Genomic DNA, 24,608 nt, shown 5'->3' with positions numbered 1-24,608 from the left:
GCGCTCCCCCACGCCGAACCAGACGAAGTTGGCCTGGCTGTCGGGCAGGTTCCATCCGGCGCCGTTCAGGCCCTCGATCAGCCGTGATCGCTCGGCGATCACCTCGGCGACGGCCGCCTCCATCGCCCCGCGCTCACCGAGCGCCGCCAGTGCGGCCGCCTGGGCCGGCGCCGACACCGAGAACGGCAATCGCACCGCATCGAGGGCGGCGATCACCGTCGGTGAGCCCAGCGCGTAGCCAACCCGCAGCCCGGCCAGGCCCCACGCCTTGGAGAACGTGCGCAGCACCACCAGGTTGGGGTACTCGCTGAGCAGCTCGACGCCGTCGGGCACGTCGGGATCGGTCACGAATTCGTGGTACGCCTCGTCGAGCACAACCAGCGTCTCGCTGGCGACGCCGTCGAGCACCTTGCGCACGTCGTCGGTCCGCCAGGCGGTGCCGGTGGGGTTGTTGGGGTTGGCGATCAACACCAGCCGGGCGTCGCTGCCGTTGGCTGCGCTGACAAACCCCTCGGGGTCCAACGACGCGTTGACGTTGGGCACGGCTGCCGAGGAGGCCCCGGACAGGCGGATCAGCTGCGGATAGGCCTCGAAGGATGGCGAGCCGTGCACCACGTGATCACCCGCCGAGCTGGTGGCCCCCACCGCTTCGGCGATCAGGGCCACCGAGCCGCCGCCCAGGCACACCTGGTCGGCCCCCAGACCGTGGTGGGAGGCGAGCGCCTGGCGCAACGCCCCGGAGACCGGATCCGGGTAGCGATTGGCTCCCGCCGCAGCGGCCGCTGCCGCCGCCACCGCGGCCACCGCCGGGGCCGCCGACAGCTCGTTGGACGACAGCTTCACCACGTCGCTACCGGTCGCCGAGCGTCCCGGTCGATAGGGCGCACCGGCGTGCACCTGCGTTCGGAACCTCGGGCCGGCCACTCCGTCAGCCACGTCGGGACCCGCTCATTGCGCTGGGGATGCGCGCTCGGCCGGCGACGTCGTTGAAGCGTTGAGGGGCGTCGCAGCGCGCGGCACCGAGAACCGCACGATCGGCTCGGGGCTGAGTAGGTGAGTCAACCGGTCGGCCCAGGGTTCGACCACCGATTCGGGGCTGTGGTCGATCCGTACCCGGGCCTCGACGGTCACGCGGGTGAGCCCATCGGCCTCGTAGGTATCGGTCACCTCGACCGACTCGACCGCCGCCGGCGCCAGCGAGGTCACCGCCGCAGCCAGGTCGACGTTGGGGCAGTCGCCCACCGGCCAGTCGACGCCGACGATCAGCCGGTATCGGGCCAGGTGCTCGGCGCTCCAAGCATCGAGCTCGGCCCCGGTGACCGTGGCGTGGTTGTGCACCCGCAACGACACCGGACCCACCCGGGCGTCCACCCCGATCCCGGCCAGGTACTCCTCCGCCCACGGCGAGTCGACGACCACTGCCCCGTTGGGCGTTACGACCAGGCGATCGTCGAGCTGCAGCTGATCATCATCCGCGCCGATCACCCGCCCGACGTGGGTGGGAGCGCCGCCCGACAGCCGGCGGATGCCGACGAGCGAAGCATCCCGCGAGGCCGCAACCAGGTCCCGCTCGGTACTGCGCACCGCCTCGACAGCACCCTCGGATCCCTGGGCCAGCGTCCGTCGAAACCAGGTGGGCAGGCCCCTTGCCACGCGGTCCAGCTCGTCGATCAACCCGGCCGTGTCGGCGCCGGCGGCCGGGTCGACCCGCCGGGTCAGGTCGGCGACGGCACGATGCAGGCTCTGTCTCACCAGCGGATCGGTTCGTGAGGCGTTCAGCTGGGCACTGGCCACCTGTTCGTAACGCACCGTGTCGTAGGTGCGGGCGACCAGGGCGGCGAGCAGCTGGAAGGTGGGGGTCCGCACCTCCCACAACAGCTCGAGGGGCACGCCGGAGTCGACCAGGGCTGCACCCAGCGACAGCAGCACGAACTCGCTCACACCCTCCACCCAGGCCATCGCCCGGTCGTGATCGGTCGGGCTGAGCAGGATCGGCCGCATGCCGACCTCGCCAAGTAGCGCCAGGGTGGCGGCGGCAAGGCCGTCCTCGAGCGCGCGTTCGTGGTCGACACCGTGCTCCGAGTCCACGGTCGGCTCGAGGTCGACAGCGTGCTCGGGGTCGAGGCAGACGACCGCCGTGTGGCCAACCGCCGACGCGGTGTCGGGACCGACCAGGACATGCAGCCCCACGATCGAGTCGGTGGCGGCACGACCAGCAAACGCCTCGGCGGCGGCTACCTGGGCGGCGGTGAACACCAGCAGCGGCGGCAGGGCCGGTGCTCGGCCGGACAGCGAACCGACGGACAGGGCGCCGGCGACCTGAGCCAGACCGTCGGAGGCCACGGTGATCCACACCTGGTCGGCTGCGGCGGCCAGCGCGGCCAGCGGAACCCCGTCGTCGGTGGTCTCGGCGCCGTCACCTGCCACGTTGAGGTGCACCGCCTTGACGGTCGGGCCGCCCGGGCGCATGGGGGGAAGCCGGTATTCGACGTCCGGATCGGTGTCGGCGATGACGATGTGGCTCGGGGTTGCGCCTCCGCCGAGCGGCGCCATGGGGCCGAGGTGCTCGGCCACCCAATGTCCGGTCACGCCGGCGCCGCCCACCACGAGCAGGGTGCCCTGCGCCAGCCCTCCGCCCGCCGGGGGGCCGGTGCTGGTGGAGGTGGCGCTCACCTGTCGTGCCCGAGCGCAGCCAGCACCACCGGAGCTTCCACCAGCCGCGTGGCGTGAACCTCGATGTCGAAGCCGGCGAGATGCGATCCGGCAGCGCCGACCACCGCAGACAGCCCCTTGGTGCGTTCGACCGCCGTTGCGCTGTCGACAGCACCGCCGTCGGGGTCGGCCAGCTCGGCGGTCGGATTGCCCACCCACGTCGTGCCGGGACGCACAGCTGCGACACCGCCGACCAGTTCGGACAATTCCTCGACCTCGTCGCCCGCCGGTGTGAGTGACACGATCACCCGGCCCGGGCTGCGCAGACGGTCGATCGTCTCGAGCACCTCGAGCAGTTGCTCCGAGTCGATGCCCGCCTCCGCCTGAACCAGCACCGGGTTGTCCATCCGGGCCAACAGGTGCACCTGGTGGCTGTCCGGCACCAGCTCGGAGGCTCGGGCGACCAGCAGATGGGCGTCGAGCAGCGCCCGGGTGCCGTCGGGCGCCAGGTCGGGGGTGAGGCGGCTGGAGAAGTACAGCGACGCCCGTTGGATTTGGGTGTAGACGTCGGGGTCGACCCCGCAGGCCTCGATGAACGCCAGGTCACGGCGCAGGTTGCCACGAACCTGGGTCCAGCGAGCGGTAACCGTCCGGTCTCCCCCGTCGGCGTCCAGCCAACGCTCCGACTGGTCGAACGCCGAGAAGCCGCTGGCGACCAGCGCACGCAGCAGGTTGGCTCGCGCCGAGCCGTCGGACGTATCGCCCGGGGAGCCGCCGGCGTCGGGGTCGACGCCCAACTCGATCACCTTGAGGGTGCGGCGCCCCTCCTCCGACATCGAGGTACCGGTCAGTGCCAACACCAACCCCAGCGCAGCTTCGAGGTGCTCGGGCTGGACGACCGGTCCCCTCACCGCAGCGCGAAGAAACCGGCTGTCTCGACGGGCGAGCGCATCGGTGTCGCTGCGAAATCGGTCCAGTTCGTTGGTGACGACCAGCATCGGCTGGACGCTAGTGGTACCCCTCGCCCGGGGGCACATGCGATCGCCTTGGCCGGCACATCCCTCACCCTTCCCGAAGTCGGGAGCCCAAACAACCGCCAGACCGCGCCCTGCACTCCCCAGTTCCAGGCCCTCCCCCAAGTCGGGAGCCCAAACAACCGCCAGACCGCCCCTTGGGCTCCCGAGTTGGGGCATGCGAGGGGCGTGCGGCGGGTGGACGGGTGGACGGGTGGACGGGGGATGGGCGACCCAGCGGCTGGCTACTCGGCTTCGATCCAGGCCAGCAGCCTGGGGCGGCTGGCGTCGATCTCCCGCTGCAGCAACCGCTCGAGTACGGGGCCGAACAGCGAGCCGCCGTAGCTGAGGGTCATCTTCATCGTCGACACCTCGGGTTCCAGCTCGTCGATCACCACCGACAGGACCCAAGGGCTGTGGTCACGCCCGTCGTGCTCGCGCCGCTCGAAGCGAACCTCGGAAGGGTCGTCGCACACGGTACGCACCATGCGCAGTCGCTTCGAGCGCTGCAGCGGCCCCACCCGACTGCCCAGGTCGACGATCCATGCCGGGCCCTCGTCGTCGGGGTGAGGCTCGGTCCCCTCCACCCGCTGCACGATGTCGAGCCAGCGCGGGTAGTCATCCAACCGATCGATCCGGGCGAACAGCGTTGCCGGTTTGACGGGGGCGACGACCGCTGCGGTTACCTGCACGGGGGCACCCTATTCATTCCCGTCAGGATGCGACGAACGGCCAAACCCGACCGAGATGCGGTCCTCTACTGATCCAGCCGGGAGCGTTGGGCCAGTCCCTGGGCGGCGACGACGAGCAGACCGCACATCAGGCCAAGGACGGCGGCGACCAGGGTGCCCAGGGCGACCGCCTCCGGCGCCTGGCGGGACAGCAGGCGGCCGACCAAGGTGGGCAACGTGGGGGCGTCACCCCGCACGACGAAGGTCGATGCACCGAACTCCCCCAACGCAACGGCGGCCGACAGCGCCGCCCCGCCCGCAATACCGGTGGCTGCCAGCGGCAACAACACCCGACGCCAGCGCTCGACCTCGCCTGCCCCCAGCGTGGCGGCCACCTCCTCGAGTCCCCGGGGGGCGGCGAGCATCACCGGGACGGTCACCCCGACGGCGAAGGGCAGCGCCATCGCCGCCTGCACCAGCACGACTGCGGCAGCGCTTCCCCGCAGGTCGACTGGGCCGATCAGGCCCATCAGCACCACGCCGAGACCGATCGCCGCCGCCGACACGCCCACCGGCAAAGCGACCACGCCCTGGGTGAGCCGGCCCCGACCTGAGCGCAACGCCAGGCCCAGACCGATCGCCGCCACCGTGCACACCACCGCCACCGCCACCGCGTAGCCCAACGAGCGACCCACCGCAGGCCCCAGCGGTGGAACGCCCCGGGTGCCGTCGCTCCACAAGGCAGCGAAGCGCGCCGGGGTGACCCCGGTGAGCTGTCCGGCGAGGGCGACGAAGGGGGCGACCGTGAACAGTCCCACCAACGCGACGACGCCGGCGACCCAGCCCCACTCGACGCCTGTGGGCCGGCGGGTGCTGCCGAGCGCCCCGGCGCCGGTTCCCAGACGCCCGCCGGCACCGATTGCACCCGACGAGCCACGTCCCAACGAACCACTCCCCAACGAACCGCCGCCCGGCGAGCGACGGCCCGCAGTGGCATAGGCAACCCCGACCACCGCGACGAAGCCGGCCTGCACCAGCGCCAGGATGGCGGCACCCCGCAGGTCGAGCAGCTGGGTGCCCAGGTACCAGACCTCGGCATCGAGGGTCGCCCATCGCGGTCCCCCCAACACCAACACGACGCCCAGCGACCCGGCTGTGAGCAAGAAGACGAGGGCGGCCGCCCCGGCGACCGCCGGGAGGATCTGGGGCAGGACGACGGCGGCGCCGCGGCGCCACCCGCCGGCGCCGAGGGTTCGGGCGGTCTCGAGCTGGGCCGACGGCAAGGCTTCCAACCGGGCACCGACGATGGCGACGACGATGATCAGCTCGTAGCTGACGTGGGCGACGACGATCAGTGCCAGCGATCCCGCCGAGCCCGGCTGGGGCGCCAGCGACCCAAGCGGCCCACCTGGACCCAGCAGCGCCAGCACGGCGGCGCCGACCACGACGCTGGGCAAGACGAACGGAGCGGCGATCAGCGCCCGGAGGACGCTGCGGCCCGGGAACCGGAACCGGGCGAGCACGACGGCGATCGGCAGCCCGACCGCCAGGGTGGCGACGGTGGACGCACCCGCTTGGACGAGCGTCACCCAGCCGGTACGGACCAGACGCTGACCGATCGGCACCGTCGAGTCGATCGACCCGGGCACCCCGGTGCGGGCCGCCCAGGTCAGCGTTGCCAGCGGCGCGATCACACCGAGGCCGAGCAGCACCCAAGTTGGCACCTGGGTGAGCGTCGTACGCACACGACCGACGTCGACGCTCACCCGGCGATCGCCCGCCACTGTTCGGTCCAGCGGTCCCGGTTGGCGGCGATCTCGTCGGGATCGAGACGCAGCGGATCGACGGCCTTCACTGCGAAGCGCTCGAACACCTCGGGAGTCTCGACGTCTCGGATCGGGAAAACGAAGTTGGCCAGCGGGATCGAGCGTTGGTTCTCGTCGCTGAGCAGGAAGGCGACGAGCGCACGCGCCGCCTCGGGGCGTTGGGTGCCGACGAGTACGCCGGCGTACTCGACCTGCTCGGTGCAGGTGGCCTCGATCACCTCGCTCTGCGGTTCGGTGCGCTCGCCCTCGGAGTAGAACACCTCGGCCGGCGGGCTGGACCCATAGGACACGACCAGGGGCCTGTCGCCACCCGACACGGTGTAGGCGGCCTCATAGGCGTCGGACCAGTCGGCGGCCACCCGCACCTCGTTCTCGACCAGGCGCTTCCAGTAGTCCTGCCAGTCGTCCTCGCCGAAATGGGCGATCGTGCCCAGCACGAACGCAAGCCCCGGCGACGATGCGGCGGCGTTCTGCGTGACCAACAGCCCCCGGTAGCGCTCATCGGTCAGGTCCTCGAGGGAGCTGGGCACCTCGAGGCTGTTCTTGGCAAACCAGGCGGTGTCGGCGTTGACGCACACCTGGCCCGAGTCGATCGCCACCACCGTGTCGCCACCGGGTCCGTCGACCCGGTACTCCTCGGGCACCAGGTCGAGGATCTCCTCGGGCAACGGCTCGAACAGCTCGGCGTCCAGTGCGCGGGTGAGCAGTGTGTTGTCGACGCCGAAGAGCACGTCGCCCTCCGGGTTGCCGGCCGACAGCACGGCCCGGGCGGTCATCGATCCGGCGTCGCCCTGTTGCAGCACCGAGATCTCCCGATCCTCCTCGTCGGCGAACGTCGCTGCGGCATCCTCGTCGAGCACATAGGCGTCGTAGGTGACCAGCTCGACCGGCCCTTCCGCGTCGGGAGCGGAGGTGCCGTCGGCACCGGTAGCCGAGTCGTCGCCGGCGCAGCCGACGAGTGCCATCGCCAGCACGGCGACGGCCACCAGCGGGCCGCGCAGGCCGACGGCGCGCCGGTTGCCGCAGGGGTCGTTCGGGGACCCGGGGTCTCCGCTCGAATGGAACATCGGCATCATCGCTCTCCTGAGGGGATCGGGCGTGTTGGGGGGACGGCGTCGGTTGACTGGGCCGGGTTCGAAGGGTGATCGCGCCGGAACGCGGCCTGCGGTGGGCAGGGCACGTCGTCCGGCGCGGTGACCGGGCCACCGACGTCCGGGGCATCGGCGTCGGCTCCGGCGGCGCGGGTGGCGGCGTGGCGGCCCTCCGTCGCGAGGTCTGGGACGATCACGGCGACCACCCCGTCGGCGACTTCGACGGCAACCCTGGGCGCCTCGGCGCGGTTGGACACGCCGATGCCCTCGTACGGGTTGAGTGTGGCTTCGGCCAACGGCCAGACCAGGCCGGATGCGGTGACCCCGGTTGCCGGCCCGCCAACCGGTACCAGCGACACGGTGCGACCGGGCTGGATCGACAGCTCCAGACGTACCCCCGGTGCGACGAGCCACATCAGATCGTCACCCGGGTAGGCCGCCACTTCGAGGCCGCGCCGGGCAGCTCCGGCCAGTGCGGCGAGCACGCCGAGCAGGTGGTCGAGGCGGCCACCACCACCGCCGATCACGACCAGCTGCGACGCGCCAAGGGCCTCAGCGCAGACGATGGCCAACTCCAGATCGGTCTCATCCTTGTCGGCAGGCGACGAGCGCACCTCGACGTTGCGGACGCGGGCAGCCGCCAGCGCGTCGACGGACACCGAGTCGAGGTCGCCGACCACCAGGTCGACGTCCGCCCCCAACGCCACGGCCAGATCGAGGCCGCTATCGGCGGCGATACGCACGATCGGCTCGGCCGGCAGCGCGGGCGGCGCGCTGGGGCCCATGCCCCCGACGTAGATGACAGCGACCATGGCTCCCTCCGCTGGCATTACCCAGTTCAGGTTGCGGGTCGGCGGACTTAATCCGCCCTCTCAGCCCGATCGATCGAGCTCCCCGGTAGGTGTCGGCAACCTAGCTCAGCGTGACCACCGTGACCACCGGTGGCGATTCAGGAGCGAGGCGGTGCGTAGCCATCCATGCGGGCCAACTGCCTCAGCATGACCTCGTCGGCTCCCCCGCCGATCGACCACAGCCGGGCGTCCCGGAAGAACCGGGCGGTCCAGGTCTCCTCCATGAAGCCGATGCCGCCGTGGAACTGCAGGCACCAGTCGGCAACCCGCCGCAGCGATCGGGCGGAGGTCAGCTTGGCGATCGTCGCCAGCCTAGTGACGTCCTCGCCGGCGATCATCGCCGCTGCCGCCCGGTAGTTGAGCGACCGCACCATTTCCATCTCGGCGGTCAGCTCGGCCAGCGTGAACTGCAGGTACTGGTTGGCCGCCAGCGGGGCGCCAAACGCGTGGCGCTCCATCAGGTAGTCGCGGGTGCGTACCAGCGCATGCTCCATCGCTCCGACCGCCTGGTAGGAGGCGACCAGGCGCTCGTTCTGAAACTGCTGCATCTGCTGGGGGAAGCCTCGGCCGATCTCGCCGATCGTGTTAGCGACCGGCACCCGCACCTCGTCGAAGACCAGCTCGGCGGTGTCCGATCCCCGCATGCCCAGCTTGTCCAGCTTGCGGCTCACCGAGAACCCGGCGACATCGGTGGGGATGATGATCTGGCTGACCCCGCGGGAGCCGCCCTCGTCGGAGGTGCGCACCAGCGCGCACAGCCAGTCGGCCTGGGTGCCGTTGGTGATGTACAGCTTGGCGCCGGAGATGATCCAGTCGTCGCCGTCGCGCACCGCGCGGGTGGTCAGCGCGGCCACGTCGGAGCCGGCGTCGGGTTCGGTGACCGCAATCGCCGCAACCGCCTCGCCGGTGATGGCCGGCGCCAGGTACTGCTGCTTCAGCTCGGCGGAACCGAACGCCGCCAGCGCCGGGGTGGCCATGTCGGTCTGCACGCCGATCGCCATCGGGATGCCCATCGACTCTGAGCGTCCCAGCTCCTCGAACAGGAGCAGCGTGTACAGGTGGTCGGCCCCGCCGCCACCGTCAGCCTCGTCGTATTCCAAGCCAAGCAGCCCGAGGGCGCCCATCTTGGTGAACAGCTCCTGGGCCGGAAAGGTGCCTTCGGCCTCCCATGTTTCGACGTGGGGGTTGATCTCGGTCTCGACAAATGAGCGGACCGTCGAGCGAAACAGCTCGTGCTCCTCGGTGAAGCCGATCACGGCTTGAACACCATGAAGTACAGGGCGATCACCAGCATCAGGTGGCACACACCCGTGCCGGCGGCCAGCTTGGATTTGGCGGAGTCACCGGTTTCGGTCAGCGCCGGACGGACGAGGACCACGCTGACCACCAGCGCCACCAGCCAGGTGCCGAGGCCACCGGAGATCCACACGTCGGACATCTGGATCGCTTCGTCGGACATGCCGACCATGCCCATGCCGAAGACCCACAGCAGCACCATCGACGGGATGACCATGTACAGGTGCAGCTTGGCGATCTGGGCCGTGGCGCCCGCCCGCTGCAGGGACTGATACATGAACAGCGGCCCAAAGGCCACCACCGCCGCCAGGATGTGCAGAATGTTGAGGATGTTGTAACCAGTTGAGCCGATTCCCATGGTCGGGATCGTAGTTGCCGCTCACCGCTGATCGACCATCAGAGCACGCCGACACCGACGCTGCGCTCGGGCCGGGTCAGTCCCGATCCTCCGAGATGAACGACGCCAAGCGGTCGAGCGCGAAGCGTCGCTCCTTCAGCACCGGGACCGCCTGAAACACGTGCGGCATGTTCTCCCACACCTCGAGCTCCACCGGTACCCCGGCGATGGCCATCCGTTGGGCGAGCAGCTCGCCTTCCACGCCGATCAACTCGCTCGTGCCCACCTGAATCAAGGTCGGCGGGAGGCCGCGCAGGTCGGCCCACAGCGGCGACGCGCTGGGATCGGCGATGCGATCTTCGGCATAGGCCAGACCCGACAATTGGATCTGCTCGGCCCGCATCACCACGTCTAGGCCCGCTCGCTCCTCGATCGTCTCTGGGCTGGGCCCGCTCAGGTCGACCCAGGGCGAGATCAGGGCCAATCGGTCCGGGAGCCGGACGTCCGCGTCCCTGCGATCGACCACCAGCGCGGTGGCCAGGCCCCCACCGGCGCTGTCGCCCGCCACGGCGAACGAACGGCCGGTGTCGTGGGTCTGGGTCGCCAGCTGGTCATAGACAACGCGTGCGTCGTCCAACGCCGCCGGATGGCGGTGCTCGGGGGCGAGGCGATAGTCGGGGACGAACGCCCGAAACCCGGTGCGCACCACCAGCGCGCCGACCAACATGCGGTGGGTGTGTGGGCCACCGGCGATGTATCCGCCACCGTGCAGGTACATCACGGTGCCCGGCCGGGCCCTGCCCTTGGTCATGACCCATTCGCCGGGAACACCCGCCACTGAACCGCGGCGGATCGTCACGCCACGCACCCGCGGCTGCAGACGAGCCAGACGGTCGACCGTGCGCCGGATCTCGAGCGGGTCGGTTGCGTATCGAGCCGTGGCCAGCCGCCTCGCCGCCGCATTGACGACCTGCAGCCGACGTCGAGAGGTACGGGCGCGCACCTCCTTGGGGCGCAACGCGGGTGCATCGTCGTCCGTGGGGACCGCCGCCGGCTCCAGCTCCAAATTCGGCTCCGACGCGGGCTCCGGCTCGACGCCTGCGGTCGATTGGTTGACGTCGTCCATGAACTCCTTGCTACAACTTCGGTGGCCGGACCGCCAGCGGTCACCCCTGCACGCTCCGCCCTGGCACCGTCATACTGCTGTCATGGCCACTCATGATGTGACGAACCAGAGCCGCCCCCTGGTCGACTACGACGTCTTCGGCGCCGACCCGGCGCTGACCGGGGCGCTGCAGCGCGAGGGGGCCGGCTGGGCGGGTCCCGACCTCGAGCGCATCGGAAGGCTCGCCGGTAGCGAGGACGCACAGGAGTGGGGCCGTGCGGCCAACGCCAACCCGCCCGAGCTGTTGACCCACGACCGCTACGGCCACCGCATCGACGAGGTGCGCTTCCATCCCAGCTACCACGAGCTGATGACCGTGGCGATCGGCGAGGGGTTGGGCGCGGCCCCATGGGCGGATGACCGCACGGGCTCCCACGTCGCCCGGTGCGCCAAGGTGATCGTCTGGTACCAAACCGACGGTGGCCACATGTGTCCCACTTCGATGACGTATTCGGTCGTCCCGGCGATGCGGAACAATCCCGAGCTGTTCGCCGAGTGGGAGTCCGGCCTGACCGCCGCCAGTTACGACCGTCGGTTCGTCCCGGCGGAACAGAAGTCGGGGCTGACCTGTGGCATGGCGATGACCGAAAAGCAGGGCGGCAGCGACGTTCGGGCCAACACGACCACCGCCCGTCATCTCTCCGGTGACGAGTACCTGATCACCGGCCACAAGTGGTTCTGTTCGGCGCCGATGAGCGACGGGTTCCTCACCCTCGCCCAGACCGAGGCTGGGCTCACGTGCTTTTTCCTCCCACGCTGGCGGCCCGACGGCACGCGCAACGCCATGGCCATCCAGCGCCTCAAGGACAAGCTGGGCGACCGGTCGAACGCCTCGAGCGAGGTCGAGTTCGACGAAGCCTGGGTGCGTCGCGTGGGCGACGAGGGTCGCGGCGTGGCCACGATCATCGAAATGGTCAACCACACCCGCCTCGACTGTGTGCTGGGGGCGACGGCGATCATGCGCCAGGGAACCGCCCAGGCCATCTGGCACGCCCGTCACCGCAGCGCCTTCGGCCGCACCTTGGTCGATCAACCGCTGATGACGCAGGTGCTGGCCGACCTGGCCCTCGAGTCCGAGGCGGCCACAACGTCGGCGATGTGGCTGGCCGGCCTGTTCGACGCCACCGCTGGCGGCAGGGACTCACACCGCAACGACGACACGGCTCGGCTGCTCACCCGGCTGGCCACGCCGATCCTCAAATACTGGATCTGCAAGCGGGCCCCGATGCACGCCGCCGAGGCCCTCGAATGCTTCGGCGGCAACGGCTTTGTTGAGGAATCGCCGATGCCGCGCCTGTTTCGCCAGAGCCCACTGAACGGCGTGTGGGAGGGTTCGGGCAACGTCATCTGCCTCGATGTGCTGCGGGCGATGGCCCGCTCCCCCGAGTCGACCGCCGCCCTCATGTCCGAGCTGCGGGTGACCGCCGAGGCCTCACCCACCATGGCCGCTGCGCTCGGCGAGGTGCAGGCGCTGTTGGACCAGCCCGACGAGCTGGAGCGATCGGCCCGATCGGTCGTCGAGCGCCTGGCCCTGCTGTTGCAGGCGTCCCTGTTGGTCCGCCATGCGCCGTCCGAGGTGGCCGAGGCGTTTATCGAAAGCCGGTTGGGCTCGGGCGGCGGCATTGCGTTTGGCACGCTCTCCCCCGCCGCCGACGCTGGCGCCATCGTCCGCCGGGCGCTCCCCCTGGCCAGTTGAGCCGACCGCCTGATGTCGCACCCTGGCGTGGGCCGCCTCAGCGGCCCGGCCCAGGCACCCGTTCGCTCGTGTGCTCAGGCGCCCGTGCGCTCGGTGCGGTCGAGCAGCGCGGTCAACGCCACGATCAGCACTCCGCCAAGCAGGGATGCGCCCACGCCGACGCCCCACACCCCGGCATCGGCCACGTAGCTCAGCTCGAAGTAGTCCCGGGTGATCCACAGTCCGCAGATCAGCGCATATGACACCGCCATCCCGACGGCGAGGCCGATCTTCCAGGGATGGAGGGGCCGGCTGCTGGCCAGCAGCACCACCAGCCCGATCGCCAGCAGCGTCAGCGTCGTCATCGTGCGGGCCTCCGGCAGGCCGAAATGGTTGCGGGTATAGACGAACGCCACCATCGCCATCGCTGCGGCGATCACCCCGGCGGGCAGGGCGAAGGACAACACCCTGCGCAGAAACCCGGGGCGCAGCCGATCGACCTCGGGAGAGAGGGCCAGGAAGAACCCGGGCAGCCCGATACTGAACGTGCCGATCAGGGTGAGCTGACGGGGCAACAGCGGAAAGGGCATGCTGGCCACGGCGACAGCAACGGTGAGCACGATGGCATACGCCGACTTGGTGAGGAACAGGTTGGACACCCGCTCGACGTTGTTGATCACCTTGCGGCCCTCAGAGACGACGACCGGCAGCGTGGCGAAGGCGTTGTCGGTCAGCACCAGGTCGGCGATCGACCGGGCGGCGGCACTGCCCTCCCCCATCGCGATGCCCAGGTCGGCCTGCTTGAGCGCCATGACGTCGTTGACGCCGTCGCCGGTCATCGCCACCACGTGACCCCTGGCCTGAAGCGAGGAGACCATCGCCTCCTTCTGGTGGGGGGTCACCCGCCCGAACACGGTGGTCGACTCCATCGCATCGGCCATCTCGTCGCTGGGTTCGCTGTCCAACGGCAGCCGACGGGCGTCGATCGGCTCGCCGATCTGTGTGATGTTGGCGCGCTCGGCCACCGCTGAAACCGTGCCGATGTTGTCGCCGGAGATCACCTTGAGGTCGACGCCCTGGCGGGCGAAGAACTCGATCACGTCGGCGGCGTCGTCGCGCACCTCGTCGGACAGCTCCACGATGGCCATCGGGGTCATATCGTCGGGCAACGGATGGAACGACGAGCTCTCCGCTGCCCTCGACAGCAACAACACCCGCGACCCGCCCGTGCTGAGGGCACCCACCCGCTCCAGCACCGGGTCGTCGGCGTCGACCATCACGTCGGGTGCTCCCAGGATGAACATCCCCCGACCGGCGAAGGTGACGCCCGCCCACTTGTATTGGCTCTGGAAGGGTTCGAGGGCGGCCACCGTCCAATCCGGCGGGGTGCCGGTACCCTCGGCGATCGCCGTACTGGTGGCGTTGGGCGACGGGTCCGCAGCAGCGATCGCCGCCAGCACCTGCTTCACCTCGTCCACCTCGATGTCGTCGAGCGGGACCGCCTCGACAAACTCCAGCTCGCCGGTGGTGATCGTGCCGGTCTTGTCCATGCACAACACGTCCACCCGGGCCAGGCTTTCCACCGTGGCCAGTTGCTTGGCCAGCGCCTTGTGGCGCGACAGCGTGACCACGCCGGCAACGAAGGCCACGCTGGTCAGCAGCACCAGGCCGTCGGGCACCATCGACACCGCGGCCGCCACCGTTCCTTGCAGCGCCTCTTGCCAGGTGTCCCCGCTGCCTCGTCGCGTCAGCCACATCCCCAATGCCGCAGGCGGCACGATGAACAGCAGCCAGTGGATGATGCGGTTGATCTCGCCCTGCAGCCAGGACCCGGCCATCGAGAATCGTCGGGCCTCGGTGGTCAGCGAACCCGCATAGCTGTGTGCGCCAACCCCGGTCGCCCGGAAACGCCCCCGGCCGGCGACGATGAAGCTACCGGACAGGATGGAATCGCCGACCTCCTTGGCCACCGCCTTGGATTCGCCGGTCAAGAGCGACTCGTCGACGCTCAGCCCGACGGCGTCGGTCACCTCGCCGTCGGCAACCACCTGAAACCCGGCACTCACCTCGACGAGGTCATCCTCGACCAGGTCGTCGGCCTGCACCTCCGAAGTGTGGCCGCCTCGGACGACCGTGGCCGCCGGCTCGGTCAGCACCTTCAGCTGGTCGAGCTCACGCCGGGCCCGCAGTTCCTGGGTGATGCCCACCACCGTGTTGGTCACGACCACCCCGACGAAGAGGGCGTCCTTCCAGTATCCCGAGATCCCGATCAGGACGAACAGTGCCAGCATGATGCCGTTGACCGGGCTCAACACATTGGTGAGGACGATCCGGCTCGTACGCATTCCCTGCACGCCTGGCCGACGATTGACCCGCCCGTCGGCAACCCGCTCGGTCACCTCGCCGTCGGTCAGCCCGTTTTCGGGGTAGGCGTCGGACACCTCGCCGGTGGGTTCGGGGGCGCTGAAGGCGTCGTCGTTCGCCGGGATGTCGTCCGGCTGGGCGTCAGGAGCAGAGGGGGCGAGGCGGGGCACGAACCGTCAAATGGTAGTCCTGGGCGCCAATTTTCGGTAGGCGCCGTCGGGGTGGAGTGAGTGGGTTGCGCCTTGGACGCTGAGGGCGCCGCCGCTGGTTGCGTTGCCCACTGGAGCCCGGCTCAGCCTCGCTGGCGGCGGGCTCCACCGGCGAGCACCCGCTGGTACAAGCCGGCCGGTAGGCGTGACACGGCATCGAACACGACGGCGTCGGGGCCGATCAGCGTCCGTCGCCGGTTGCGTTGCACCGCCTTGAGGATCTGGCGGGCCGCCTTGTCGGGGTCGGTGCGCAGAAACTTGTCGAACTCCAATTTGGCCTCCTCGGCCGAGCCGGTCACGTCGGCGACGCTCTCGTCCATGCGGGCGTCCTTGGCGATGTTGGTGGCGATCCCCCCGGGATGCACCGTGGTGGCCGACACCCCGCAGGGGTCGATCTCCAGCTCGATGCGCAGTGCGTCGGTGAAGCCTCGAACCGCAAACTTGGCGGCGTTGTAGGCGGACTGCGTCGGGATCGACACCAGCCCAAACACGCTGGACACGTTGACGACGTGCCCCTCTCCCGACGCTTTCAGATGGGGCAGGAATGCCTTGGTGCCGTAGACGACCCCCCAAAAGTTGATGCTCATCAACCACTCGAAGTCTTCATAGGACATCGACTCGACCGTCGCACCCAGGGCGACGCCGGCGTTGTTGACGATCAGGTTGACCTTGTCGTGATCCTCGACGACCGAGTCGGCCCACGCCTCGACAGCTGGGCGGTCGGCCACGTCGACCCTTTGGGAGGTGACCCTCACGCCCTTCCCCTCACAACGGGCGACCGTGTCGGCCAAGCCGGACTCATTCACGTCGGAGAGGGCCAGATGCGCGCCCTGGGCCCCCAGGTTCTCTGCCAGCGCCCGCCCGATGCCCGAACCGGCACCCGTGATCGCCGCTACTCGTCCTTCAAACTGCTTCACTGCGCATCCTCGTGGTGGTAGATCGTCATGTCGTGAGTTCGGGCCGCTGGTCGACACGCGCCCGCAGCCAGTCGTTGAATCGCAGCGCCCCGAAAGCGGCGGTCGCCCCAAGAATGGTCAGCCCCACCCGCTCGCCGTGCAGCAGCGTCGGGTTGTTCGCAGAGCCAAAGCCGCCGAGGAGCACGGTTGCGGTCAGGAAGGCGGCGTCCAGGGTGTAGGAGCCGTGGGCGAAGACGATGGTGCCGACTGCTGCGATCAGCGCCAGGCCGTAGATGATGTTGACGCTCAGTTCCGCCTCGGCGACCACGAAGGTGACGACCGCAACGACGGCGGCGCCCGCAACCGTTCCGATCACCCGGCCGCGCATGCGCTCGATTGCCGCCACGCTGACCGGCAACAGCACCACGTAGACCGTCAGCAGAAACCACCACGAGTGCGTGCCCGGGAAGAAGGCGCGGCACACCAACGTGCCGACGATGGTCAGCGGTATCACCGATGCGCCGTACCACCATGAGTCCGGCACCGAGAGGTCGTCGCCCAACCGTCCGGGAAAGCGACGCAGGAAGATCTGGCCCGCCAGCGCTACGACCAGGCCGCCGCCTAGGGCAAAGGCGGCCACCGGCAGCCCACCGGTGAAGGTGTGAGGCTGGTTGAACGGCTCGGGGGCGCCGGCATACACCCTGCCGTAGACGATCACGATCGCCGCCTGCGCCGTGATCATGCACCCAACGCTGGAGGCGCCGTACCGCGAGGCGTACACGATGCCGACCGCCAACACGGTCATCCACAGCACCGAGAGCGGCAGCGAGCCGCTGACCGTCACGCCGACGAGTACGGCACCCGCAGTCACCACGGCGCTAAGAAAAGCGACCCGCGTCGACGCGATGACCGCGGCAATTCCGGGCACGACCCCCATGTAGGCGAAGCCGAAGCCGCCTCGCCATGGCGACACGAGCAGCACGATGAGCGACGCGAGCACGACGGCGACCAAGCCGAGCATGTGGCTCATCGGGGCCTTGGGGTGCCCTTCCGACTCAGCGGACTCGACCGGACTTCGGTTGGCAACGGCCTCAGATGGTGAAACCGACTGCTCGTTGCTGGTCACGTCGTCTCGTTGTGTCTCGGGTTACGGCACGCTCAATCTCATGCGTCGACGGGCACACTATCCGAGCCGGAACGACCCGCTGGCGCCGCACGCGCTGTGTCTAAACGGCCGCTGAGCGGCCGCGACGGCGACCGACGGTTGGAGAACTCCATCGCCTCGTCGACCACGTCGCTCATCCGCAGCGCCCGGTAGTCGCGCAGGTAGCTCTGGTGCACCTGCCACGGGAAGCGGCTGCCCTGCTGGGGAAACCGGTCGGCCGCACGGGTGATGTAGCCGGAGGTGAGGCCCAGCAACGGCGCGACGGTGATCGAGGCATCCCGGTTGCGCGGCGTGGCCTGGCGCAGCCCGGTGTCGCGCAAGTGGTTGAGGATGCGACACACGTACTGACACGTCAGCTCGGCCTTGAGCGTCCACGAGGCGTTGGTGTATCCGATGGCCAGGGCCAGGTTGGGCACGTCCTCGAGCATCATGCCCTTGTACGTCAGCTTGCTGGGCAGATCGAGCGGTTCGCCGTCGACGCTCAACTCCATGCCACCGGCAAAGAGCAACTCCAGTCCGGTGGCGGTGACGACGATGTCGGTCTCCAGCTCGGCACCGGATGTCAGCGTGATCCCCGATTGGGTGAACGTCTCGACGTGATCGGTCACCACCGATGCCGAGCCGTCGCTGATCGCGGCGAACAGGTCACCGTCGGGCACGACGCACAGGCGCTGGTCCCAGGGGTCGTACGGGGGGTTGAAGTGGGTGTCGAGGTCGTAGCCGTCGGGCAGTTGGCGCGCAGCGTCGCGCCGCAGCGCCTTCTTCACCAAGGCCGGGCGCCAGCGGGACAGCTTGTACGAGCCGAGCGTGCCCAGAGCGAACGCCCATCGGACCAGCGGGCCCGACACCTTGGCGGGCAGCCAACGACGCGCCCCGTCGGCCAGCGGGTTGATCGCCGGCAGCGAGGCGACGTAACTGGGCGTGCGCTGCAACATGGTGACGTGCTCAGCGTCGTGGGCGAGCGACGGGATGAGGGTGATCGCGGTAGCACCGCTGCCGATCACCACCACGCGCTTGCCGGTGACGTCCAGGTCGTCGGGCCAGTGCTGGGGGTGCACCACCGTGCCGCCAAAGGTGTCCATGCCAGGAAAGTCCGGCGTGTAGCCGTGGTCGTAGCGGTAGTAGCCGGTGCAGGAGAACAGAAAGTCACACGTGAGGGTGGTCGGATCGTCGCTCCCGCTTCGTTCAACCTGCACGGTCCAACGGGCATTCTCGGTCGACCAGTTGGCGGCGACTATGCGGTGCCCGTAGCGAATCTTTCCGTCGATGCCCTCCTCTGCGGCAGTCTCCCGGACGTAGCGGAGGATTGAGTCGCCGTCGGCGATCGACTTGGCGCCGTCCCACGGCCGGAACGAGTACCCCAGGGTGAACATGTCCGAGTCCGAGCGGAGGCCCGGGTAGCGGAACAGGTCCCACGTGCCGCCCATCGCCTCCCTGCCCTCGAGAATGGCGTAGTCCGCCCACGGGCAGTCGTTGCTCAGGTAGTGCCCGGCGGCGATGCCCGACAGACCCGCCCCGACGACGATGACGTTGAGATGCTCCACGGTCGAAATGATACACCTTGAGAGATGTCGTTATTTCATCACTTATCCAGTCAAATGAACCATAGACTCCGCTGAACAGCCGGGGCATACTTGGACGGCGGCACCGGGCCCAAGGGTCGCGGCACGCCGGTCCGACGACGAAGGAGCCTCCATGTCCCGTGAAGCCGGAGAGCGTTACGCCTGCGAGAAGTGCGGCGCCCAACTCGTCTACGAGAAGCCCTGCCCATGTCCACCGGAGATGGTGCACTCGGAGATCTGCTGTGGCCAGCAGATGGAGCGTGTCAACGACGGATAGCCCATCGGGCTGAACCGGTCGTCACTCCTTACCGAGCATGACCTCGGTCGACTTCACCAGCGCCACCACCGGATCACCAACAGCTAGCTCCAGATCGAGAGCCGCCTCCTCCTGATGCTTGAGGTGATCGTCTGCCCGTCGGGCAGCTCGACCTTCACCGTGGCCATCACCTCGCCGAGGTTCACCTCGGTGACCTTTGCGTTCAACTGATTTCTGGTGCTCAAGCGCATGCTTGAGCCTTCCATCTGCGTTCTTGCCACTCAAGCGGCCGAGCTGTCCAGCCGCCAGGTTCCCGCTCTACCGAGGTGGAGTGAAGCACCGGCGGGAGCGCCACCATGGTGGCCGCCGACGCCGCCGAAAAGGCCGAGGTCGCAGACCGCGTCCGCTCAGCCATCACCCGTTCCGAACTCACCAGCGCCCAGTTCGCCAACGAGGTGGGCCCGAGCGCTTCCCGGCTCAGCACCTACGCAACAGGTTCAGCCACGCCACCCGCTTCCATGCTTATCCGGATCGAGCGACTTTCGTCAGGCGACGCTTGAGCGCTGCCCGGGTGAAGGTGAGCCTAACCCGAAGGTCGCAGGTTCAAATCCTGCCCCCGCCACCAACGAGAACGGCTAACGAAGGCCCGGGATCCAGAGGGATTCCGGGCCTTCGTGGTTCTTGTCACGCTGGGAGAGTCGCAGTCTCTGGGCGCTGGACTCTGCCCCTGCATAGTGAATTGGAGTAGCAGGCAGGCCATTCCCGGCCTGGAGGCCCGAAACATAGCGCTTGTGCGATCATCGCAAATGTGCGATGGTGCTTCTCGTGGCTGAGGTAGAGGCACATGACGAAGTCGTCGAGTGGCTCGATGGCCTCAACCAGTCCGAATGGCACCGGACACCGCTCGGAACTACGCCGAGAAGAATCCGTAGAAGGAGACCATGATGGCGAACAACTCCCGATGGGAAGACATCAAGAAAGCAAAGGGCAAGCCCTCAGCTGAGGTGCGTGCGGAGGTCGAGCAGGACCTTGACCTTGGCCAACTCATGTACGACCTGCGTACCGAGGCTGGGTTGAGCCAGCGTGAGTTGGCTGATCGGATGGGCACGACCCAGTCGGTTATCTCCCGGCTTGAAGAGGGCGGCGGTGCAAAAAATCGGATCGACACTCTCGCTCGCGTTGCGACTGCCCTCGATCGGCACTTGGTGCTGTCCTTCCCCGCCGAGATCCCGGATCAGATGATCGACGCCGTACGGGTTGCCTGAACGCTTAGGGCGCAGCCTTGTCTCTGTAGCTCGTCGGGCCCATAACCCGAAGATCGCCGGTTCAGATCCTGCCCCCGCCACCAATCGAAAACCGTGGTGCGCGCCGCTTAAATCCGTGGCACCAAACCTGAGTGGCTTACCGGAGCGTGATTGTCGAGTGCCAGGCGGTCACCCGCCCGTGGTCAACTCATCGTCTCGGGTTCGCGGTCGAATCGTTCGTTCGGCCGACCGATCAGACCTCTCAGCGCACCGTGGATCGATGCGATCGGCAAGATAGCGGGGCCAACAGCGAGCATCCCCAGCTCGTACGGCAGGGAACTGTCCGGGAAAGGCATATTCCGGAGGCGGGACTGGAACGCGCTCAACGGAATTCCATACACGTTGCCGGCGAGCATAACCTGAGCAGCCGAAAGCATGATCTGGGCCGACTCGCTCCCGTATTCATCAACCAGCGAGTCGTAGGCGTAACTCTTGGGATGACCCCCCGTATCCGCAAAGTGCTGGGCGAAAATGATGGCCTTCGCCTCTTCGGGTCGTATGAAATCGGTGCTCCCACTCAGGAAGGAGGCAATCTCCTCGCCGCTCATCCCTTCGCGTAGGGCCATCTTCGTGTGTGCCTAGGAGCAGGCTGCACAACCGTTGACCTCGGTCACTGCAAGCTGCAGCCGTTCTACGAGGTGTATGTCGACGATGGAGTTTTTGCGGTTGTTGATCAGCGACAGCGCCGCTCGCGGTACGAACACGAGCGCGTCGTACATCTCGGCCACGTTGAACCTGCGCTTGTAGCTCTGTCTCAACATGACGGACGCAGGTCTCTCAGCGGACTGATGTGTGGTCTCGTTCGTGAGTTTCACTGGACCTCATTCTCGGCTGCCAGGGTGGCGTCAGAATACTTCGCCAATCGACAAGTCTAGAGGAGTGCACGCTGCCCTTATTGGCGGGCAGGCGGTGTCCGGGTCGGCAACGTTGATGACAAGACTCACAGGCCGGCGGCCACATCGCCGGGGCGGTCGGCGGCGTCGATCGTCACTTAGCCAGGCGGCTCACCCTCTGGTCCCGCAGCGGGCGTGGCCGGCAGTTCCTGGGGCACGTAGTTGATCTCCGTGGTGTCCCCGCTCGCCGTGTCGGCTGCGAGGAACAGACCCACCGCTGTTGCAGCGACGATCAGGACGCTGACGATCCACACGGCCAGGCGCGCACCCGTCGGTTTCGAGGCGAGCACCACCGCCGCCTCCGGGGCGTACTCGCCGGTGTCGAGGTAGCCCTTGGCGTCAGCCCATTGCAGGATCGGGGGCATGGCGACCAGCGCAGCCAGCAGGGCGATGGCCACGTTGAGCGTCACGATGATTCCGAAGTCGCGCAGCAGCGGCAGGGCGGAGCCGATCAAGACGGCGAAACCTCCGATGGTGGTCATCGCAGAGGTGAAGAACGCGCGCCCAGTGCGTCGGGCGGCTTGCTCCGAGGCTTCGGCCGGTTGGAGACCTCGCTGTCGCTCTTCGAGGAATCGGGCCATGATCAGCACCGAGAACTCGGTGCAGGTCGCTATCACCAGCGGACCCGACACGGTCGTGAGCGGTGAAAGGGTGAGCCCGACCGCCCCGACGATCGCAGTGGACACACCGACGGCGAGGCCGATGGGGATCATCGTCAGCAGCGCTCGCGCCGGACTGCGGTGGCGTACCAGCAACCACAGCGCAACCAGTGCCAGGCCCAGATAGGTGAGGATGGCGCGGTTGGCGGACAGGTTCTGCAGCAGGCCAACACCGACCACGGCCAAGCCCGAGGGGGTTGCCCGGATAGGGGGGTCACCGTCCTCGAGGTCGGCGAGAAGGACCGAGTCCTCCGGCAGGTCGAGCTCCGCGATGCGCTCGGTCAGGTCGGCTTCGAGGCGTTCCACCACCACAGCACGCTCCTCGAGGCTGGCGGGAGCGAGGCGGAGGTTGACCTGTGTGGCGGTCCGGTCGGCGTTGAGCAGCAGCGCCTCGACATCAGGTGGCATCACCTCCGTCGCGGCGACCAGATCCTCGGATGTGGGGGCCAGCGGAGTAGCGCCTGGAACGTTGATGATCTTGGCGATCGTGTTCTCGACGCTCGAAGAAGCCACGACGTCGTCGGTCGCTTCGGCATCCTCGGTGAAGTCGAACACCACATCGGCCACAGGCTGGGCGAGCACGTTGTTGGCGCTCACCAGCACCCCCAGGTTGGACGAGAAGCCGGTGGCCTCCTCGAGGGTGTCGACGTCCTTGACGGTCTGGCTCGACTGGTTGATCCAACGCACGGGATCCGATTCGATCCGGATGCTGCCCTCGAAAGCCACGCCTGCGATGAACAACAGCACCGACGCCAACAACAGCGGCACAGCTGACTTGGCGGGGAGCCCACCGAGCCACACGACGATCCGCTCGGGGATGGAGGTGCCCCGTTGAACGGTGCGCTGCTTCCACTCCCTGATACCCAACACGGCGGTGGGCAACACGATGCCGACCGCCACCAGCACCATCACGCCGACCGCCAGCATCACGCCAAAGTCGCGGATCATGGGCACCTGGGAGATCAACAGCGCCAGGAACGCCAGCATCCCGGCGACTGTGGCGACGATCAGGGCGGGCGCCAGGTTCGCAAGCGTTTCCGAGATGGGATGGGTCGGTTTGTCCAACACCACCTCCTCCTCGACGCGGTTCTGGATCTGGATGGCGAAGTCGATCCCGAGTCCGATCAGGATGGGGAGACCCGAGATGGTGACCAGCGACAGGTTCACGTTGATCAGACCCAGGATTGCGAACGCCCAGACCACCCCGACCAGCACGCTCAGCAGGGGCAGCAGGCGCCACCGCACCCGAAACATCAACAGCAGGATCACCGCCATGATCGCCACCGCGGCGGCGCCGAGGGTGAGCATGCCGCCTTGCAGGTAGTCGTTGATGTCCTTGAGGAACACCGGGGAGCCCGTGGTGATCACGTCGAAGCCCTCGAAGTTGGCGTCCGAGACGATGTCGAGGGTCGCCTGGGTGACGTTCGACAGCGTGTCGAGGCTGGCGTTGCCCTCGATGACCACACCGCCAACAGCGGTCTGCAGGTTCGGGAACGTCGACTGCAGTGAGCCCCGCACGTTGCGGTCCTCGGCCGCAGGTGGAACGACCTCGTCGCCCTCAACGGCGAAACCGGTGTTGTCGAACAACAGGAAGTTGACCCAGTCCGGATTGGACATGTCCTTGGTTTGCACCGAGTTGAGCCGTGCCAACGTGGTTGAGATGTCCGCCTGGCGGATTTCCTTGGCTTTGGGATCAGGGTCTCGTTCGGCGGCCGAAAGCAGAGCGTTGGTGCCGACCCCTTCGGTCACAATCGCCTCGGAGTACTGCACCGCGGTCAGCGGCGCGAGCACCGCGTAGACCTCGGGGATATCCCGCAGCTCGGCCTCCAGGCGCTTCAGCTCCTCGAGGTTCGCACCCTGAAAGAGCTCGGTGATGTCGTGGCCCTCCTGGGCCTGGAACAACACGATGGCGGTCTCGCCACCGAAGTCCGCCTGATAGCGCACGTTGTCGATGGCGATCTGGGAGTCCTGGTTGAGGTAGCTGTCCTGGCCGGTTGCGAACTCGAGCCGGGTCAGCCCGAACGCGAGCAACACCGTGATGGCCAACATGGCGCCGAACACCGCCCACCAGTACCTGCCTAGCTGTATCCCTGCTGACCGCCAGAACCGTTCCATGGGTTATCTCACCAATCCAGATGTAGCGAATGAGAACCATGCCACGCGGACGGGTGCTCGCGCACCAATTCTCGGGCGCTCAGTAAATCGGGGCACGGTTGCCCGGAAGCGACGGGCTGCCGGGGCCGTGCCCGGACCGAAGCTCGGCGAACAGTGACCACTCCGCCCGGCTACGAGCAGAAGACCCGGTTCACTTCAACGAGATCGACTCGGCGGGCCGTTACTGGCCGATCATGAACTACGACGACCTCCGGGCAGGAGGACCGGAGCAAGCTCACCCGTTGGTCCGACGTCGTCTTTGCGGTGCCCCGGCCGGGTGGCGTGGTCGAAACCCGGCTGCAGAAGATGGAGGAGCTGCTCGAGTGCCTGGCCTACTTCGAGCGTCTGTGGGTCGAACGGCTTGAGAACCCGGGCTCAGACCTGGTCTCGATGCTCGCCCACGGCGAGGCCACCAAAAACATGGAACCGCTGGATCACCTGGGCAACCTGCTGCTCCTCATCGTCGGCGGCAACGACACGACCCGAAACACGATGACGTCCAGCGTGTACGGCCTCACCAAGTACCCCGATCAGTACGACAAGCTGATCGCCGATCCGGGCCTCATCTC

At 68.1% G+C, this 24,608-nt stretch carries 20 protein-coding genes and 2 pseudogenes; 4 read left to right on the top strand and 18 right to left on the bottom strand.

Annotated elements, in window-relative coordinates:
• The 10 genes from PKD89_RS14235 to PKD89_RS14190 form a co-directional block, all read right to left on the bottom strand.
• On the bottom strand, positions 1-936 hold a 936-nt coding region (locus PKD89_RS14235; protein WP_324332508.1), incomplete at its 3' end, for an aminotransferase class I/II-fold pyridoxal phosphate-dependent enzyme.
• A gap of 12 nt (positions 937-948) precedes the next feature.
• On the bottom strand, positions 949-2,673 hold the full coding sequence (locus tag PKD89_RS14230) for a hypothetical protein (protein WP_289012524.1): 1,725 nt from the start codon (positions 2,671-2,673) through the stop codon (positions 949-951).
• Positions 2,670-3,650 carry a 3-deoxy-7-phosphoheptulonate synthase gene (locus PKD89_RS14225; protein WP_289012525.1) on the bottom strand — a complete coding sequence of 327 codons (981 nt, stop codon included), beginning with the start codon at positions 3,648-3,650 and terminating at the stop codon, positions 2,670-2,672. Before PKD89_RS14225 ends, PKD89_RS14230 begins: the two co-directional genes overlap by 4 nt.
• A 260-nt stretch (positions 3,651-3,910) precedes the next feature.
• Entirely contained in the window at positions 3,911-4,357 is a 447-nt protein-coding gene (locus PKD89_RS14220; protein WP_289011116.1) for an SRPBCC family protein, read from the bottom strand.
• Positions 4,358-4,422: 65 nt separating this feature from the next.
• On the bottom strand, positions 4,423-6,102 hold the full coding sequence (locus PKD89_RS14215; protein WP_324332507.1) for an ABC transporter permease: 1,680 nt from the start codon (positions 6,100-6,102) through the stop codon (positions 4,423-4,425).
• The gene (locus tag PKD89_RS14210) at positions 6,099-7,229 is read right to left on the bottom strand and encodes a thiamine ABC transporter substrate-binding protein (protein ID WP_289011114.1); all 1,131 of its coding nucleotides are present in this window, start codon (positions 7,227-7,229) and stop codon (positions 6,099-6,101) included. Before PKD89_RS14210 ends, PKD89_RS14215 begins: the two co-directional genes overlap by 4 nt.
• Before the next feature lie 5 nt (positions 7,230-7,234).
• A complete protein-coding gene (locus PKD89_RS14205) occupies positions 7,235-8,065 on the bottom strand; it encodes a thiamine diphosphokinase (protein ID WP_289011113.1) in 831 nt (276 codons plus the stop codon).
• A 137-nt stretch (positions 8,066-8,202) separates the two neighbouring features.
• Entirely contained in the window at positions 8,203-9,360 is a 1,158-nt protein-coding gene (locus PKD89_RS14200) for an acyl-CoA dehydrogenase family protein (RefSeq protein WP_289011112.1), read from the bottom strand.
• Positions 9,357-9,758: a hypothetical protein gene (locus PKD89_RS14195; protein WP_289011111.1), complete on the bottom strand. Its 402-nt coding sequence runs from the start codon at positions 9,756-9,758 to the stop codon at positions 9,357-9,359. The genes PKD89_RS14200 and PKD89_RS14195 overlap by 4 nt, the downstream gene beginning before the upstream one ends.
• Positions 9,759-9,834: 76 nt before the next feature.
• Positions 9,835-10,863 carry an alpha/beta hydrolase gene (locus PKD89_RS14190; RefSeq protein WP_289011110.1) on the bottom strand — a complete coding sequence of 343 codons (1,029 nt, stop codon included), beginning with the start codon at positions 10,861-10,863 and terminating at the stop codon, positions 9,835-9,837.
• An 82-nt stretch (positions 10,864-10,945) separates the two neighbouring features.
• Between PKD89_RS14190 and PKD89_RS14185 the strand changes: the two genes are divergently transcribed.
• Positions 10,946-12,598, top strand: coding sequence for an acyl-CoA dehydrogenase family protein (locus PKD89_RS14185; protein ID WP_289011109.1), 1,653 nt, complete (start codon positions 10,946-10,948; stop codon positions 12,596-12,598).
• Positions 12,599-12,672: 74 nt separating this feature from the next.
• Here PKD89_RS14185 and PKD89_RS14180 read toward each other — a convergent pair whose 3' ends face one another.
• The 4 genes from PKD89_RS14180 to PKD89_RS14165 form a co-directional block, all read right to left on the bottom strand.
• Positions 12,673-15,111, bottom strand: a complete 2,439-nt coding sequence (locus PKD89_RS14180; protein ID WP_324332506.1) for an HAD-IC family P-type ATPase — start codon at positions 15,109-15,111, stop codon at positions 12,673-12,675.
• Positions 15,112-15,233: 122 nt separating this feature from the next.
• Positions 15,234-16,067 carry an SDR family NAD(P)-dependent oxidoreductase gene (locus PKD89_RS14175; RefSeq protein WP_289011107.1) on the bottom strand — a complete coding sequence of 278 codons (834 nt, stop codon included), beginning with the start codon at positions 16,065-16,067 and terminating at the stop codon, positions 15,234-15,236.
• A gap of 25 nt (positions 16,068-16,092) precedes the next feature.
• Entirely contained in the window at positions 16,093-17,172 is a 1,080-nt protein-coding gene (locus PKD89_RS14170; RefSeq protein WP_289011106.1) for an FUSC family protein, read from the bottom strand.
• A 38-nt stretch (positions 17,173-17,210) separates the two neighbouring features.
• Positions 17,211-18,755 carry a flavin-containing monooxygenase gene (locus PKD89_RS14165; protein ID WP_289011105.1) on the bottom strand — a complete coding sequence of 515 codons (1,545 nt, stop codon included), beginning with the start codon at positions 18,753-18,755 and terminating at the stop codon, positions 17,211-17,213.
• Between the two features lie 151 nt (positions 18,756-18,906).
• Between PKD89_RS14165 and PKD89_RS14160 the strand changes: the two genes are divergently transcribed.
• Positions 18,907-19,050 (top strand): hypothetical protein, encoded by a 144-nt coding sequence (locus PKD89_RS14160; RefSeq protein ID WP_287393654.1) that lies wholly within the window; start codon positions 18,907-18,909, stop codon positions 19,048-19,050.
• A gap of 21 nt (positions 19,051-19,071) precedes the next feature.
• Here PKD89_RS14160 and PKD89_RS14155 read toward each other — a convergent pair.
• Positions 19,072-19,280 (bottom strand): annotated as a pseudogene (locus tag PKD89_RS14155) (TOBE domain-containing protein).
• A 693-nt stretch (positions 19,281-19,973) separates the two neighbouring features.
• On the opposite strand from PKD89_RS14155, the gene PKD89_RS14150 reads away from it, so the two are divergent.
• Positions 19,974-20,294, top strand: coding sequence for a helix-turn-helix domain-containing protein (locus PKD89_RS14150; protein ID WP_289011104.1), 321 nt, complete (start codon positions 19,974-19,976; stop codon positions 20,292-20,294).
• 182 nt (positions 20,295-20,476) lie between these two features.
• Here the strand turns inward: PKD89_RS14150 and PKD89_RS14145 are convergent, their stop codons facing one another.
• The 3 genes from PKD89_RS14145 to PKD89_RS14135 all read right to left on the bottom strand — a co-directional run bounded on the left by PKD89_RS14145 (position 20,477) and on the right by PKD89_RS14135 (position 23,934).
• A complete protein-coding gene (locus PKD89_RS14145; RefSeq protein WP_289011103.1) occupies positions 20,477-20,899 on the bottom strand; it encodes a hypothetical protein in 423 nt (140 codons plus the stop codon).
• Positions 20,900-20,911: 12 nt separating this feature from the next.
• Positions 20,912-21,094, bottom strand: a complete 183-nt coding sequence (locus PKD89_RS14140) for a hypothetical protein (protein ID WP_289011102.1) — start codon at positions 21,092-21,094, stop codon at positions 20,912-20,914.
• A gap of 230 nt (positions 21,095-21,324) precedes the next feature.
• The gene (locus PKD89_RS14135; RefSeq protein WP_289011101.1) at positions 21,325-23,934 is read right to left on the bottom strand and encodes an efflux RND transporter permease subunit; all 2,610 of its coding nucleotides are present in this window, start codon (positions 23,932-23,934) and stop codon (positions 21,325-21,327) included.
• Between the two features lie 369 nt (positions 23,935-24,303).
• Between PKD89_RS14135 and PKD89_RS14130 the strand changes: the two are divergent.
• Positions 24,304-24,608, top strand: a pseudogene (locus PKD89_RS14130) (cytochrome P450); the annotation flags it as partial.

This window comes from Candidatus Neomicrothrix sp. (assembly GCF_035329545.1).
Taxonomy (GTDB): domain Bacteria; phylum Actinomycetota; class Acidimicrobiia; order Acidimicrobiales; family Microtrichaceae; genus Microthrix; species Microthrix subdominans.
This window is presented reverse-complemented; position numbering and strand designations above follow the sequence as displayed.

Bases quoted from the DNA above. Each gene is read 5' to 3' on its own strand.
- PKD89_RS14225 (WP_289012525.1), bottom strand. From the start codon at position 3,650: ATGCTGGTCGTCACCAACGAACTGGACCGATTTCGCAGCGACACCGAT.
- PKD89_RS14210 (WP_289011114.1), bottom strand. From the start codon at position 7,229: ATGTTCCATTCGAGCGGAGACCCCGGGTCCCCGAACGACCCCTGCGGC.
- PKD89_RS14205 (WP_289011113.1), bottom strand. From the start codon at position 8,065: ATGGTCGCTGTCATCTACGTCGGGGGCATGGGCCCCAGCGCGCCGCCC.
- PKD89_RS14195 (WP_289011111.1), bottom strand. From the start codon at position 9,758: ATGGGAATCGGCTCAACTGGTTACAACATCCTCAACATTCTGCACATC.
- PKD89_RS14190 (WP_289011110.1), bottom strand. From the start codon at position 10,863: ATGGACGACGTCAACCAATCGACCGCAGGCGTCGAGCCGGAGCCCGCG.
- PKD89_RS14185 (WP_289011109.1), top strand. From the start codon at position 10,946: ATGGCCACTCATGATGTGACGAACCAGAGCCGCCCCCTGGTCGACTAC.
- PKD89_RS14160 (WP_287393654.1), top strand. From the start codon at position 18,907: ATGTCCCGTGAAGCCGGAGAGCGTTACGCCTGCGAGAAGTGCGGCGCC.
- PKD89_RS14150 (WP_289011104.1), top strand. From the start codon at position 19,974: ATGGCGAACAACTCCCGATGGGAAGACATCAAGAAAGCAAAGGGCAAG.
- PKD89_RS14145 (WP_289011103.1), bottom strand. From the start codon at position 20,899: ATGGCCCTACGCGAAGGGATGAGCGGCGAGGAGATTGCCTCCTTCCTG.
- PKD89_RS14140 (WP_289011102.1), bottom strand. From the start codon at position 21,094: ATGTTGAGACAGAGCTACAAGCGCAGGTTCAACGTGGCCGAGATGTAC.
- PKD89_RS14135 (WP_289011101.1), bottom strand. From the start codon at position 23,934: ATGTTGGCCATCACGGTGTTGCTCGCGTTCGGGCTGACCCGGCTCGAG.